This is a genomic window from Nonomuraea cypriaca (assembly GCF_015645445.1).
Classification (GTDB): Bacteria; Actinomycetota; Actinomycetes; order Streptosporangiales; family Streptosporangiaceae; genus Nonomuraea; species Nonomuraea cypriaca.
On sequence record NZ_JADOGI010000046.1, the window covers coordinates 42,509 to 56,289 of the forward strand.

At 68.2% G+C, this 13,781-nt stretch carries 15 protein-coding genes and 3 pseudogenes; 11 read left to right on the forward strand and 7 right to left on the reverse strand.

Features of this window, described 5'->3' with window-relative positions; genetic code table 11:
* Nucleotides 1-267 precede the first annotated feature (267 nt).
* Nucleotides 268-615 (reverse strand): ArsR/SmtB family transcription factor, encoded by a 348-nt coding sequence (locus tag ITP53_RS17535; protein ID WP_195896466.1) that lies wholly within the window; start codon nt 613-615, stop codon nt 268-270.
* 223 nt (nt 616-838) lie between these two features.
* Here ITP53_RS17535 and ITP53_RS57560 point away from each other — a divergent pair, with 223 nt between their 5' ends.
* The 5 genes and pseudogenes from ITP53_RS57560 to ITP53_RS17550 all read left to right on the forward strand — a co-directional run bounded on the left by ITP53_RS57560 (nt 839) and on the right by ITP53_RS17550 (nt 2,658).
* Entirely contained in the window at nt 839-1,015 is a 177-nt protein-coding gene (locus tag ITP53_RS57560) for a hypothetical protein (protein WP_236050904.1), read from the forward strand.
* A gap of 5 nt (nt 1,016-1,020) precedes the next feature.
* Entirely contained in the window at nt 1,021-1,332 is a 312-nt protein-coding gene (locus ITP53_RS57565; RefSeq protein WP_328814834.1) for a cation diffusion facilitator family transporter, read from the forward strand.
* A gap of 127 nt (nt 1,333-1,459) precedes the next feature.
* A pseudogene (locus ITP53_RS57570) lies at nt 1,460-1,642 on the forward strand (cation transporter dimerization domain-containing protein); the annotation flags it as partial.
* 178 nt (nt 1,643-1,820) lie between these two features.
* Complete coding sequence (locus ITP53_RS17545) at nt 1,821-2,171, forward strand: ArsR/SmtB family transcription factor (RefSeq protein WP_195896467.1); 351 nt, start codon at nt 1,821-1,823, stop codon at nt 2,169-2,171.
* A gap of 124 nt (nt 2,172-2,295) precedes the next feature.
* A complete protein-coding gene (locus tag ITP53_RS17550; protein WP_195896468.1) occupies nt 2,296-2,658 on the forward strand; it encodes a hypothetical protein in 363 nt (120 codons plus the stop codon).
* Nucleotides 2,659-2,779: 121 nt separating this feature from the next.
* On the opposite strand, the gene ITP53_RS17555 is transcribed toward ITP53_RS17550, so the two are convergent.
* The 3 genes from ITP53_RS17555 to ITP53_RS17565 all read right to left on the reverse strand — a co-directional run bounded on the left by ITP53_RS17555 (nt 2,780) and on the right by ITP53_RS17565 (nt 5,276).
* Entirely contained in the window at nt 2,780-2,977 is a 198-nt protein-coding gene (locus tag ITP53_RS17555) for a hypothetical protein (protein ID WP_195896469.1), read from the reverse strand.
* Nucleotides 2,978-4,016: 1,039 nt separating this feature from the next.
* Nucleotides 4,017-4,796: an ABC transporter ATP-binding protein gene (locus ITP53_RS17560; RefSeq protein ID WP_195896470.1), complete on the reverse strand. Its 780-nt coding sequence runs from the start codon at nt 4,794-4,796 to the stop codon at nt 4,017-4,019.
* Nucleotides 4,797-4,799: 3 nt separating this feature from the next.
* On the reverse strand, nt 4,800-5,276 hold the full coding sequence (locus ITP53_RS17565) for a FecCD family ABC transporter permease (RefSeq protein WP_207756061.1): 477 nt from the start codon (nt 5,274-5,276) through the stop codon (nt 4,800-4,802).
* Nucleotides 5,277-5,311: 35 nt separating this feature from the next.
* Here ITP53_RS17565 and ITP53_RS56090 point away from each other — a divergent pair.
* Nucleotides 5,312-5,602: pseudogene (locus tag ITP53_RS56090) on the forward strand (IS66 family transposase); the annotation flags it as partial.
* Nucleotides 5,603-5,626: 24 nt separating this feature from the next.
* Here the strand turns inward: ITP53_RS56090 and ITP53_RS17575 are convergent.
* Nucleotides 5,627-6,190 carry a hypothetical protein gene (locus tag ITP53_RS17575; protein ID WP_195896483.1) on the reverse strand — a complete coding sequence of 188 codons (564 nt, stop codon included), beginning with the start codon at nt 6,188-6,190 and terminating at the stop codon, nt 5,627-5,629.
* Between ITP53_RS17575 and ITP53_RS61115 the strand changes: the two genes are divergently transcribed.
* From ITP53_RS61115 to ITP53_RS57575, 3 genes are all read left to right on the forward strand, one after another.
* Nucleotides 6,096-6,416, forward strand: coding sequence for an NPCBM/NEW2 domain-containing protein (locus ITP53_RS61115; RefSeq protein ID WP_207756062.1), 321 nt, complete (start codon nt 6,096-6,098; stop codon nt 6,414-6,416). The two genes, ITP53_RS17575 and ITP53_RS61115, sit on opposite strands and share 95 nt — an antisense overlap.
* 217 nt (nt 6,417-6,633) lie before the next feature.
* On the forward strand, nt 6,634-9,507 hold the full coding sequence (locus tag ITP53_RS17585; RefSeq protein ID WP_195896472.1) for a glycosyl hydrolase family 95 catalytic domain-containing protein: 2,874 nt from the start codon (nt 6,634-6,636) through the stop codon (nt 9,505-9,507).
* A complete protein-coding gene (locus ITP53_RS57575; RefSeq protein ID WP_195896473.1) occupies nt 9,504-11,741 on the forward strand; it encodes a glycosyl hydrolase family 95 catalytic domain-containing protein in 2,238 nt (745 codons plus the stop codon). The genes ITP53_RS17585 and ITP53_RS57575 overlap by 4 nt, the downstream gene beginning before the upstream one ends.
* 189 nt (nt 11,742-11,930) lie before the next feature.
* Here the strand turns inward: ITP53_RS57575 and ITP53_RS61120 are convergent.
* Nucleotides 11,931-12,221, reverse strand: a pseudogene (locus ITP53_RS61120) (enolase C-terminal domain-like protein); the annotation flags it as partial.
* Between the two features lie 204 nt (nt 12,222-12,425).
* Here ITP53_RS61120 and ITP53_RS17600 point away from each other — a divergent pair.
* A complete protein-coding gene (locus tag ITP53_RS17600; RefSeq protein ID WP_195896474.1) occupies nt 12,426-12,824 on the forward strand; it encodes a YybH family protein in 399 nt (132 codons plus the stop codon).
* Nucleotides 12,825-12,935: 111 nt separating this feature from the next.
* Here the strand turns inward: ITP53_RS17600 and ITP53_RS57585 are convergent, their stop codons facing one another.
* Nucleotides 12,936-13,328 carry a hypothetical protein gene (locus ITP53_RS57585; RefSeq protein ID WP_236050907.1) on the reverse strand — a complete coding sequence of 131 codons (393 nt, stop codon included), beginning with the start codon at nt 13,326-13,328 and terminating at the stop codon, nt 12,936-12,938.
* 51 nt (nt 13,329-13,379) lie between these two features.
* On the opposite strand from ITP53_RS57585, the gene ITP53_RS17610 reads away from it, so the two are divergent.
* Complete coding sequence (locus ITP53_RS17610) at nt 13,380-13,694, forward strand: MDR/zinc-dependent alcohol dehydrogenase-like family protein (RefSeq protein ID WP_195896475.1); 315 nt, start codon at nt 13,380-13,382, stop codon at nt 13,692-13,694.
* Nucleotides 13,695-13,781: the final 87 nt, after the last annotated feature.

Below are 13,781 nucleotides of genomic sequence, written 5' to 3' on the forward strand. Positions count from 1 at the left end.
GGTCACTCGTCGCCGCCGTAGCGGCGCTGGTTTCGGGCCGAGCTCACCGGGGGGCAGTGATCACCGGAACTGTGGAGGGTCAGCGCCGCTGGCGGGCCGACCCGTAAAGATGTATGCACTCGCGAATATGTCATCCATGCGATGGCCGCGAACCCGTTTCACGGCCGACCACGCCGAATCCGAGTGTCGGCTTGGGAGTGTCTTTGACGATCGACGCGGCACCCACCGGTCAGAGCGGCCTGTCGATGCGTCTGGGGCCCGGCGGGATCACTCGTGCCGCGGGATCCTCAACACCTCATGATCGGCATGGTGAACCGCCTCGGCGATCAGCGCTCGAATGTGGGAGTCGCGGGCACGGTAGAGAACCCGCCTCCCCTCCCGGCGACAGGCCACCAGCCCAGCCAGCCGCAGCTTGGCCAGATGCTGGGACACGGCAGGCCGTGCCGCTCCCACCACCGTGACGAGGTTGCCCACGTCGTGCTCACCGTGAGCCAGGGCCCACAGCAAGCGCAATCTGGTGGCGTCGGAGAGCATCCGAAACGCCGCGACCGCGACCTCCACCTGCGCGTCGGTCGGCGGAGCGTCGGTCGGCGGGCCGCCGTTGTGCTGTTGCATGGTCAACGCACCTAACATGTGCTTGCGTGCGCATACGAATACATATCAGAGGGATAACCGTACTGTCACCCGTGCTCCATGACAGGACGAGGAGCAGCAGATGAGCGCGCACAGCCGCCCGGAACCCTCCCACGAGCAAGACCACGGCCACGGACACGGACATGGCCACGGACATGGCCACGGATCCCCCAGCCGCACCCTAGGGGAACGGCTCCGTCATGTCGTGACGCCACACAGTCACGACGCGGCAGCCGAACCGATCGCGCACTGGAGACCAGCCGCCGTGGCGATCTCCTTCGCCGTGCTCACCGTCACCGCTCTCGGCCAAGTAGCGATCTTCATGATGTCGGGGTCGGTGGCCCTGCTCGGTGACACCTGCACAACTTCGCCGATGCCCTGACCGCGGTGCCGCTGGCGATCGCCTTCACGGTGGGTCGGCGGATGGCTTCGCGCCGGTTCACCTACGGATACGGACAAGCCGAGGACTTGGCCGGCATCATCATCGTGCTGATCGCCGCCGCCTCGGCGGGACTGGCCGGATACGAGGCCGTCAAGCGCCTGATCAACCCCCAAGACGTGGAGGCGCTCGGCTGGGTCGCCGCCGTGGGAGTGATCGGCTTCCTGGTGGCCCGCTACCGGATCAGAGTCGGCCGCGAGATCGGCTCCGCGGCGCTGGTCGCCGACGGCCTGCACGCCCGTACCGACGGCTTCACGTAACTGGCCGTGCTGCTGGGAGCAGCCGGATGCCGGCTGGCGTACGCCGACCCCGATCATCGGCCTGCTCATCACCGTCGCGATCCTCTACGTGCTGCGCGACGCCGCCCGCGAGGTCTACCACCGGCTGATGGACGCCGTCGACCCCGCACTGATCGTCAAGGCCGAGCGGATCGTCGCCGAAACCCCCGGCGTTCGAGGCGTCCGCTCTCTGCGGATGCGCTGGATCGGCTACTCCCTTCGCGCCGAGGTCGACATCGTGGTAGGCCATGAGCTCTCCCCGATCGAGGCGCACGCCGTATCAGTGGAGGCCGAGCATCGGCTCATCCACGACCTGCCGCGCCCGCAAGCCGCCACAGTGCACGCCGACCCCGACGGACCGGCAGGCACCGACCACCACGCCGTCCTGGTCGGCCACCGATCGCCGCGACGCCTTCGACCACTCCGTGCGCTGCAGCCGCCGGGCGCCGCCGCGGCTCTACGATGTGGTCATGAGCATGAGCGCGGCCCACGCAGATGCGCTGACCTCCCAGCAGAGGGGCAAGCGGTTCGAAGTCGCCGCGTCCGTTCTGGCCCTCCTCGCCGATCGCACACGATTGGCGCTGCTGAACCAGCTGAGTCTCGGCGAAGCCGATGTCACCACCCTTACCGAGGCCATCGGGGCCTCTCGTCCCTCTGTCAGCCAGCACCTGGCCAAGCTCCGGCTCGCCGGCCTGGTGGCCGCCCGCAAGGACGGGCGTCACGTCGTGTACTCCCTCCACCATGGCCACCTCCGCCGACTGGTCGAAGAGTCGCTGAACGTCGCCGACCACCGGATCGGGTCACTGCCGCCGCACGACTGAGCGGCACCTCAACGCCATGGCCGAAGGGGCACGACGTCGAGATCGTCAGCGTGGTGCGACGCCGCGACGAACCGCAGTTCCCCACCGACCAGGGCGTCGCGCTGTCCACGCTTGGCGGACCAGCGTGTCGGCATTGCGGCCCGACTCCTTGGCGCGCAAGGTGTGGCAGCGCGCCGGCGGTAAAATCGTCCCGTACGGTGAGTTCGCCGCCTGGTACTTCACCGAACGGGTCGAGGCGGCGGTCATCGACTACGTCTCCGATCTGCGCGACGCCATCCTGGTCACCACCCGCCCGGCGCTCAACCTGATCTCGGCTCGCCGCGGTTCCTCCAGCGTGATCGGCGTCGCCCAGGAGCACGTGAACCTGGCCTCCTACCGCGAGGCGGTACGCGAGCAAATCATCCGCACGCGGCCGTCGGACGAGGCCGATCATGGGGCCGATACGGACGCACGGTCGGTGCCCGCCCACTCACCCCCATCACGCTAGGCCGTGAAGGAGCACACCGCCCCCGTCCGGCGTGGTCCAGCGGGGGCGGCGTCATGATCGGGCGGTGCCGGGCAGTGGTGAGCGGTCCCGAGGCCTTCGCCCTTGTCAGGTGGTTGAGACTTCAGTGGTCGTCGTCTGCGTGGGCTCCGTGGTCGTCGTCTGCGTGGGCTCCGGTGAGCGGGCTGAGGATCTTGCCGCCTGGATTCTGAGTGCTGCTGTGAGCTGTGTTGTGCTGGACGTCAGATGAGGCGGGGTTGGCGAAGGCGAGTAGGCCACCTGCCATGACGGCGATGATGAACGGCCAGGTGATGTGACGCATGATGATCGAGTTTCCTTTCGTGACTGATGTGGTCAAGAAGATGGTTCCGCGCTAGGAGAGTTACTGACAGTAGCAATATCGATACTTAGAGCTACCGAAGGATCCCGATCGGCCATTCGCACGAGACCGCGTGGGCGCACGGCCGATCCTCGGCCCAGCCTCCCCGTCGCGCTCGAGCCCATGAAATGACGTGCTTGCGGGACGAGCCCCGACCAACCGGTTCGGACAGACGGTCGCCCTCGGCGGCGCGATCGCGCAGAGGCGACCAGGCACAACGACGCCTCCCTCATCGTGGTCACGCACGACCCGAACGTGGCCGGCTGGTGCGACCGCACGGTCTCCGCGACGGGCAACTCCTGGCGGGCGTCGGCGGGGTGCGCGCGTGAGCCTCGACCTGGCCTGGCGGCTGCTCAAGGGCATGCGCCTTCGGCGGCTTGGCGAAGGTGCGGTTGGCCGCGTCCCCAGACGGCGCCCAGCTGGAAGGGGCGATTCCAGCTTGCTTTGTTGCAGTTCTCGATGGGCGGATGAGCCGAGACGAGGCGGACCGGTGGGCAGCCCACTGGTCTCTCGATGATGATCTCGTCTGGGACGACGTGGAGTGGTGGGCGTTGAGTCGCTTGTACGGGATTGATCTGGCCCACGGGCCCAATGGGGACTTTCTGCATAGCGACGAGCAGGTGCGCCAGTGGCTTGAGGAACTACGGCATCGTCGCGCTGCCTGACGTGTCTTCCGGTCGCTGCGTCGGACAGCACGCCGCCGGTGCCCGCCTATGAGAGATCCTCAACAGGGCGAACGTTGCCTGATGCGGCACTGATTACTGGTAGCGGGAAGCGTAGAGAGACGCTCGGCGAGGGTTTCCCAGCCGAGCGTCTCTCTGGGTCGGGCGTTGAGTTCAGCGGCGACGGCGACGGCGGCGCGAACGTCCAGCAGCGTCATCCGGGTACACAGGATCAGGCGCCGACGGGCTTATCATGCCAAAATAGTACAAAACGGACATGGTGTTCTCCGTGGCATTCCTAGCGTCAACAGGGACGGATATTAGCCCCCACTCTCCATGGCTAAAACACACCAAATGCCCCGACCCTGCCCGCTCAGAGGACCGCTGACCTGGATTTTTACCAACCGTGCCCATACCGCGTAGCTCCCCAGGCGGCCACTGCCGCGAGCTGGGCCAGCACTCGGCCATGTCCCCTCGCGGTGCGCGAGTCCCCGCACGAGTCCCAGAATCCCCATGCACACCAAAGCGCCCCGACCCCTGGAAGAAAGGCCCTGTGGCGCTCGGAGCAGTTCGAACTGGTGCCGGACGTCGAGGTGGTTGGTGGGCTCGTCGAGCACCAGGACGGGTGCCTGCTGGGCGAGGGCGCGGGCGCGCAGCACGCGCTGTTTCTCGCCGCCGGAGAGGGTGGTGTAGTGGCGGTGGGCGAGATGGGCGACTCCGGCGTGGGTGAGGGCGTCGGCGACGATTGTGGTGTCCTCGGCGGTGTCGGGGGCGAAGGGGCGCTTGTGCGGGGTGCGTCCCATCGCGGCCATCTCCCAGGCTGTGACGTCGAAGTCGGAGCGGGTCTCCTGGGGGAGCGCGGCGACCAGTTGGGCGGCTCGGCGCGGGGTGAGCCGCCACAGGTCCTCGCCGTCGACGGTGATGGTCCCCTGGGCGAGGGGAAGGTGCCGGTACACGGCCCGCAACAGGGTGCTCTTGCCGCTGCCGTTCGGGCCGATGATCCCGACGCGCCGACCGGACGGCGCGGTGAGGTCGACGCCGGTGATGATCGGGGTTCCGGCGATGGTGACGTGCACGTCGTGCAGGTTCAGGGTCGTCATGGGTCAGAGTCCGGTGGTGTCGCGGGCGCGGGTGTGCACGAGCCAGAGGAACAGCGGGGCGCCGATGACGCTGGTGACGACCCCGACCGGCAGTTCCTGCGGGTGCAGGGCGGTGCGGGCGGCGATGTCGACGAGGACGAGGAAGCCGGCGCCGGCGAGGGTCGCCACGGGGAGCAGGCGACGGTGGTCGCTGCCGACGAGCAGCCGGGCGGCGTGCGGGATGATCAGGCCGATGAAGCCCATGCCCCCGGCGAGGGCGACCATCACCCCGGTGAGCAGGGCGATGAGCAGGAACAGGTGACGGCGCAGCCGGGCGGCGGGGATGCCGAGGCTGGCGGCGGGCTCGTCACCGAGCAGCAGGGTGTTGAGGGGTCTGGCCTGGGCGAGCAGGGCGATCATCGTCGCGGCGAGCACGGCGGCGGGCAGTCCGAGCGCGGCCCAGTTCGCCTCGGCGAGGCTGCCGAAGAGCCAGAACAGCACTGTGGCCGGCGCAGATCCGGTGGGCGCTGGCCGAGTTGAACGAGCAGGCCGTCAAGGCCCGCGAGAAGGGGCTGGCCGAGATCCCGCCCGAGCGGGCGCGGATCTACCTCGAATCCTTCCATCACGGGATCGCGGTCGGGCTGTCGCTGCATCCCCGCGCCCCTGGGCGGAAACAGTCCCCGGCCCGTAACCTGCTGGAACGCCTGCGGGACCGGGCTGATGAGGTGCTGTGCTTCGCCGACTTCCCCGGCTGGGTGCCGTTCACGAACAACACCGGGGAGCGCGCGCTGCGCCCGGTCAAGACGCAGGTGAAGATCTCCGGCTGTCGATGTGATCTCAACCGCCCGCAACTAGGCCGTCGAGGTAGTGGCGGAACTCCTCGGCCTCCGGCTCGCTAGATGGGAGCTTCCTGCGAACGCACGTAGCTGGTCGACCACGCGGTTGGAGCCGATACGGGCCACCAGTTCGGCGGCGCGGCGGGCGGTGTCCAGCGCTCCGTCGAGATTCTTGTGGCCAAGCTGCGCGTCGGCGATGGCGGCCATGCCGAGCGCGGTGTCGCGGACGTAGTCCTCGGTGCGCTCGACCATGCCCTCTTCCAGCATCTGCACGGCGGTGGCGGGCTGGCCGATTTCGACCAAGGCCATGCCCACCTCGATCGTGGTGGATGGGCGGCGCATCCAGTAGATCCAGGCGGGGTCTTCGTCGGGGTCGCGGTGTTCCCAGTGCAGATCGGCGCGTGAGAGCAGGCGGAGCGCCTGGTGGGATTCGCCGGCGACTGCGTGGGCGCGGACCTGCCAGGCGTCCAGCATGGCGTGCACGATGGGACGCGACAAGAACATCGGTGGCAACCCCATCAAGATCGCCGGCAGGACGTACGCGAAGGGCCTGGCGCCGCACGCGGCCTCCGAGGTCACCTATTACCTCGGCCGGTCCTGCACCCGGTTCACCACGGACGTCGGCATCGACGACGCCAGACGGGACAGAGCCGGTCACGGGTGTGACGCTCCAGCCGCGCTCCCCAGGGCTGGGTCGTACAGGGGGCTCCTGCCGAGGCGGCCGAGCTCTCGCCGGGCGCCATACTGGAGGGATCCTGGCAGGTCACGTCCTTCGCCGTGCCCGCGACCAGCGCCCTCGACGTGACCCTTCGCGCCGGGCGTGAACGACATGAGGTTCTTCAACGACACGGCCTACGGCCCGGACCTCGACCGCATCGTGATCGCCGCCACCAGCTGAAGGGGACGGCTCACCTGCGGCGCAGTCAGGAGGTGAAACTGGGGGCTTGACAGAGTCGGTCATCGGATTAGATCTTCTTATTCATCAGATGTATCTCTCCGTAAGCCCCCCACTCGGAGGAATTATGTCGGAAATAGCCGCGTCTCGACGCTCATTCCTCGGAGGTCTTGCCTTGGGGGGTGCCGCTGCCGCGCTCACCCCCGTGTCCCCCGCCGCCGCCTCCACCACTACCGATGCCACCGAGATGTTCGAGCGGACCGGGCTCCTGCCGATCCGTGATGAGATGCGCAGCGACGGCCAGTGGGCGACGTTCCTCAAGGGCCAGGACCTGGTGTGGGAGCGCATCCCCCGCCAGTGGGACGAGGGCCCGTTCCTCGGCAACGGCCTGCTGGCCTCCAGCATCTACGTCCCTCAGGGCCAGAACGGGGTCCGCTTCGACGTCCAGCACAGCGAGGTGCAGGATTACCGCCTCGACATCGACGCCAAGTACGGTCTGTGCCGCCTGCCCATCGGCTACCTGACGCTCCAGCCCAAGGGCACGATCACCGGTGTCGACTGGCGCCTGGACCTGTGGAACGCCGAGCTCACCGGCACCATCACCACGGACCTGGGCAAGATCGAATTCACCGCGTTCGTGCACGGCGACCGCGACGTCATGCTCATTCGCGTCAAGCCGGACCAGGCCGAGCGGGAGGCGTCCTGGGCGTTCACCCCGCTGCCGTCGATCAGCCCGCGTCAGGTCACCAACCCCGATCCCGATTACCAGCCGAACCCGCCCAGCACCCTGAGGAAGGACGGCGACGTCAACCTCTGCCTCCAGCCCCTGCTGGCCGGCGGTCACTACGTCACCGCCTACCAGGAGGTGACCAGGGACGACGAACGCTTCCTGTACGTGACCGTGGCGCACTCCCATCCGGAGGAAACGGCCGAGGCCCCGGCCGTAAAGGCGATCAGGAGCGCTCGGAGCAGGCGGCCGGGCCAGCTGGAGAAGACGCATCGCGCCTGGTGGCACGCGTTCTACCCCAAGAGCTTCGTCTCGCTGCCCGACCAGCGGCTGCAGAGCTTCTACTGGATCCAGCTCTACAAGATCGCCTCGGCCACCCGCGAGCATGCCCCCGTCATGGCCACCACCGGGCCGTGGCTGCAGCCCACCGGCTGGCCGAACATCTGGTGGAACCTCAACGTCCAGCTCGAATACTGGATGATCAACGGCTCCAACCACCTCGAACTCGACGCGCTCACCAGGACGCTGGACGAGAACCGGCAGGTCCTCATCGATCACGTGCCGGAGCAGTACCGGTCCGATTCGGCCGGCGTCTCGCGCAGCTCCGACATGTACGCCCGCGGCGCCCGGCTCGGCATCCCCGGCCAGGGCGAGCCCGAGCTCGGCAACCTCACCTGGGCCCTGCACAACGTCTGGTTGTCCTACCGGCACACCATGGACACCGATGTGCTGCGCGACGTCCTGTTCCCGCTGCTGCGCCGTTCGGTCAACTACTACCTGCACTTCCTCACGCCTGGCGCGGACGGCAGGCTGCACCTGCCCACCACCTTCTCACCCGAGTACGGCGGCGCTCCCGACTGCACCTTCGACCTGGCCCTGATCCGATGGGGTTGCCGGACGCTGCTGGAATCGGCGGACACGCTGAAGATCGACGACCCGCTCAAGGGCCGCTGGCGGCAGGTCCTCGACACGCTGGTGGACTATCAGGTCGACGAGAACGGCTACATGATCGGGGCCGGGGTCCCGTTCGCCAAGTCGCACCGCCACTATTCGCACCTGCTGCAGATCTACCCCCTCAACGAGATCACCTGGGAGCAGCCGGACAAGCGTGACCTCATCGAGAAGTCCTTGCAGCACTGGATCGGCTTCACCGGCGCGCTGCAGGGCTACAGCTTCACCGGCGCCGCCTCGATCGCCGCCCAGCAGGGCAAGGGCGACAACAGCCTGTACTACCTGCGCGAGTTGATGCAGCAGGGCTTCATCAAGCCCAACACCATGTACCGCGAGAGCGGGGGCCCCGTCATCGAGACGCCGTTGTCCGCCGCCCAGTCGCTGCACGACATGCTGGTGCAGAGCTGGGGTGGACTGATCCGGATATTTCCCGCCGCACCGGACGCCTGGCCCGATCTCACGGTGCACAACTTCCGCACCGAAGGCGCCTTCCTCGTCTCAGCCGTACGGCAGGCGGGCGCGACCCGCTGGGTCAGAGTACGCAGCCTGGCCGGGCAGCCGTGCAGGCTCCGGCACGGCATCGCCGGTCGCTGCACCGTGCTGGGCGCCCGCTGGAAGGAGCTCGACGACGGCGTCATCGAGCTGGACCTGCGCAAGGACCACGAGGCCCTGGTGTACGCCCACGGCGTCAAGGACTTCACCGTCGCCCCCGTCACGATCACCCAACCCGGCGAGCCGTGGGGCCTGCCGCCGATCCCGCCGCCCGGCCCCACCACGCCCGTCGACCTGTCGTCGCAGCTGGACAACGACGGCGTCTCCGGCCACGAAACCATGGCGGACGGCGACTACGACGGCGCCGGCTACACCTACCCGGCCGAGGAACTGCCGGCCCCGGGGGCGTACACCCTGCAGGGGTTGACCTTCGCCTTCCCGGCCTACGGGGACGGCGTCAAGAACAACGTGACCGCTCAAGGGCAGACGATCGACGTGCCTGCGGGCGGCTATGCCCGGCTCTGGCTGCTCGGTTCTGCCACCTTCGGGGACGTCTCGGGAACGTTGACCGCCACCTACGCGGACGGCTCGACGGAGCAGGTGCCGTTCACCATGCCGAACTGGACCGGCCAGCCGCCCGCGGGCGGGATCGAGGCCCTGAGGTGCACGCACCGGCACGGCCGCGCGGGCGCCAGCACGTCGAAGGTCGCGCTCTTCGCCGTGCCCGTCACCGTGGACCCGTCGAAGGAGCTGCGTTCCGTGACCCTGCCGACACTCACCCGGCCCCAGCTCCACCTGTTCGCGCTCTCCGTGGAAGGGCCGACCCGATGACCGGGCTCTCGCGCCGCGCGTTCGTCGCCGGCACCGGAGCCTCTGCCGTCGTCGCCACCTCCCCCGCCGCGTGGGCGCGTGCCGAACCGGAGGCGGCCGACGTGTACGGGAACGTCCTGCGTGACGCCGCCATGGTCTGGAAGCGGCTGCCCAGCGGGTGGCAGAACGGGCCGTTCCTGGGCAACGGGCTGCTCGGCGTGCACGTCTACAACAAGGGCGGCGAGGGGAACGTCCTGCGCTTCATGGTGAACCACTCCCTCGTACAGGACCAGCGCGGACAGTGGGAGGCGGCGATCGGATATTCCCGGCTGCCGATCGGCTACCTGACGCTGACCTTCGCGGGGACCATCACGGGCGTGGACTGGCGGCTGGACCTGGAGCGAGCCGAGCTGACCGGCACCGTCACAACCACACAGGGCGGCGTCCGGTTCAGCGCGCTCGTCCTCAACCAGCGCAGCGTGCTGCTGGTGTCCACGACGCCGAGCGCGGGAGAAGAAGGGGTGGCGTGGGGGTTCACGCCGCTGTCCTCCCATACGACCAGGACGATCCGGCTCCCAGCCGAGTACACCGGCAACCCCGCCCCCGTGGTGGCCGACGGGCACGTGGAACAGCCCATGCACGCCGGAGGCGGGTACACCACGGCCTGGCGCGAGGTGCGGAACGGGACTGATCGGGTGCTCGCGGCCACCGTCGCCTATGGATACCCCGACTCGACGGGTGCCGAAGAGGCGGTGCGGGCCGTGCGCCGGGTGCTCGACGGGAACCCGGAGGCGCAGGTAAAGGCACACCGGCTCTGGTGGCAGCGGTTCTACCGGCGCAGCCTGGTATCGGTCCCGGACAAGCTGCTGCAGCGGTTCTACTGGATCCAGCTCTACAAGATGGCCTCAGCCACCCGGGACGACGCCCCCGTGGTGACGGAATGGGGGCCGTGGTTCCCTGAGGCGGGCAACAGCTGGACCAACATCTGGTGGAACCTGAACGTCCAGGTCTCGTATCCGATGATCAACGCCTCGAACCATCCGGAGTTGGACGCGGTGACGACCACATTCCGGAAATATCGCGAAAATCTGGAGCTTAACGTGAATCCGGATTATCGCGATGGGAAGTCGTACGCGCTGTGCCACCCGGGCGACCGCATGCTCAGGCCGGGACCGCGATACGTCGGCGTGCCCGGCGTGAGCCCGAACGACCACACCGGCAACCTCACCTGGGGCATGCACAACGTGTGGCTCGCCTACCGCCACCACATGGACGACCGCGTGCTGCGCGACGTTCTGCACCCGATCCTCACCGGAGCGATCAACTACTACGACCGCTTCCTGGTCGAAGGCTCGGACGGGAAACTGCACCTGCCCGAGACCCGCTCCCCCGAGTACGCGAACGCCTCCGACGCCACCTACGACCTCTCGCTCATCCGCTGGGGCTGCCGCACCCTCCTCGACAACGTCGCCCGCCTGCGCCTCGACGACCCGCACGAGGCCAGGTGGCGGGAGATCCTCGCCCGGCTGGTGCCCTACCACCGCGACGAGCAAGGGGTGATGATCGGGGCGAACGTGCCACTGGCGGAGTCGCACCGCCACTACTCGCACCTGCTCTGGATGTACCCGCTGCAGGAGTCCCTCGACAGACCCAGCTTCGAGCACTGGGCGAGCATGCGCGAACGCTGGCACGGCTACAGCTTCGCGGCGGCCTCCTCCCTGGAGACACTGTTCGGCAACCCGGAGGAGGCCCTGTCCTACCTGCGCTTCTTCATCGACGGCAACGTCGTGGACAACTGCGCCATCACCCCCAACACCATGTACAGGGAGGGCAGCAACCTGGCCATCGAGAGCCCGCTGGCCGCCGCCCAGTCGCTGCTCGACATGCTGATCCAGAGCCACGGCGGCGTGGTCAAGGTCTTCCCCGCAGTCTCCGCCACGTGGGCCGACGCCTCGATCGAGGGCCTGCGCGCGCAGGGGGCGTTCCTGGTGGACGCCTCACGCAGCGGGGGGCGTACCGACTGGATCAAGATCCGCAGCGAGGCCGGCGAGCCGCTGCGGCTCCGGCACGGCATCACGGGTCCGATCGAGGTACGGGACGAGCACGGCAAACGCCTCCCCTACCGGGGCACGGACACGATCGAGATCCCGCTGCGTCGCGGCCGGACGGCGATCATCACCGGTCAAGGCCGCAAGCCGACCCCACCCCGGGACGTCCCCTCCAACGGCACGGCACCCGCCTGGGGCCTGCCGTAGCCGAGCGGAGGGCACGCCCGGCAGGTGCCTCACCGGACGGGCATCAAGCGGGGCCTCGGCAAGCGGCATGGCGGAGGTCGCCAGGACGATCAGTCCGACGTATACCGTCAGAAGCGCAAGAGCGCGAACCGCCTGCTCGTCCACGCCGATCCCCAAACCGGGGCCGATGGGAACGTGGGCGACGGTGATGACCTGATCCGTGGTGTAGGGGCTGGTGATGAACTGCCGGCCGATGAGGTCGACCGGCGTGTCCACGCCGAACGCCGCGAACAGGTGGAGCGAGGCGGCCAGCCCGACGTCGGACTCGGTGAGGCCGGAGCCCACGATCGCTAGACCGCAGTCCTCGGCGAGCTGGCACTGGCGCAGGGCCAGGGTCAGCCCGCCGCAGCGCTGCCCCTGGGCGACGGCGACATCGATGGCGTCGAGCCGGACGACCGTCGCCAGGTCGCTCGGGTGGCGCAGGCTCTCGTCCAGGGCCACCAGGATGGGATTGTGTGCCTAGGGCGCATGGTTGCTCGCGTGTACGCGATACGGCGCGGCATCTATCGCCACTTCCCGACACGACTGCGGGGAGAATTCCGGCCACAGCGATAGAAAACCGCACTCCGCGGCACTGAACGGCACTGAGGGAACCGACTCATAATCACCGCATCGCAGTTCGGCCAATGCGAACAGGAGACCACGATGCCTCATTCACTCGCCACTGAACCCGAAGGCGTCGTCGCGTCGCTGCGTGAGCGATTCAACTCTGGCAAGGTCAGCGCGATGATGACCTTGTACGAGCCCGAGGCCGTGTTCATCGCGAGGGACGGGCGAACCGTCACTGGTCATACCGAGATCGCTGCCGAACTCGAGCGCGATATCAGTCTCGGCCTGCCGCTGAAGGCCAAGGCGCGCCATGTGTTCGTTGCCGGGGATATCGCTCAGATCGTGCTGGACTGGTCGATTGATGGCACAGGTCCCGACGGCAAGCACGTGCACCTCGAAGGCTCGGCAAGCGATGTCGTGCGCCGCGGTGCCGATGGAATCTGGCGGTACCTGATCGACAATGCTCTTGGGACGGCGGTGCGACAGCCCGCCTGACACGTGTGCGCCACGGCAGTTCTCGGCGATGGACCCACTCTTCAGCGTGGCGTCGACGATCATCGCCGCGTGGTGAAACTGCCCATATCACGGAAGATCAGGTTTCCACGCTCAAGCCTCACGTGAACGGGCCGTCGGTTGGGTAATACCACGGCGCTTCATGTGGCCGGGATTTTGGACCTGTGCGCCCGAATTCTCCGGGAGAGACGGAATTCCATGTGCTGGTGGCGGCTCACAGACGACGGCGGTACCGCCATGGTGGTGCTGTCGATCGGATTCCAGCTGAAGGAACCAGCGCATCTTCTGGCCGGCGAGTTCGCGGTGCCGTCGCGCGATCGCGCGCGTGAACAGCGGCCCCTGTGCGGCAACCTCGGTCACCTCACCGAGAGCGAGCCGGACCCCGGGAAGCGTGCCCGGAATTGATAGCGTCACCAGCCGCGGATCGACCACCGCCGCCGCCTCCGGCAGCAACGGCAAGTAGAGGGCATAGTCCGTCCAGTTCACCAAGACGATCTCAAAACTGGCGGTCGCAGGACCGCCCGGAAGGAGTTGATCGTGCTCGCTCTAGTGGTGGACCACGACGTCCCGGCCGGGTTGCGGCTCGGCGAGACCACGGATCCAGTTCCCGCGTCCGACCAGGTGCTCATCGAGGTACGCGCGATCTTGAACCACGGCGAGCTGCGCGGCATCGCCAGTCAACCGGCGGGTTACGTACCGGGGTGGGACGCCGCGGGTGTGGTACGCACCCTGCGGCCGACGGCTCCGGGCCGCCCGCGGGCAGCCGGGTCGTCACGTTCGGACCGTCCGGTGCGTGGGCGCAGCTGCGGGCGCGAGCTAGAGGCAGACCCGTGGCCGAGCGGGACCGTATAGTCCATGCGGCGGCGGCTGTGATCAAACAGGGTAGCCTGAGGCCTGTGAGCAGGCCGGAGAACGCACAGCCGGGGCGGAGGCTGACGC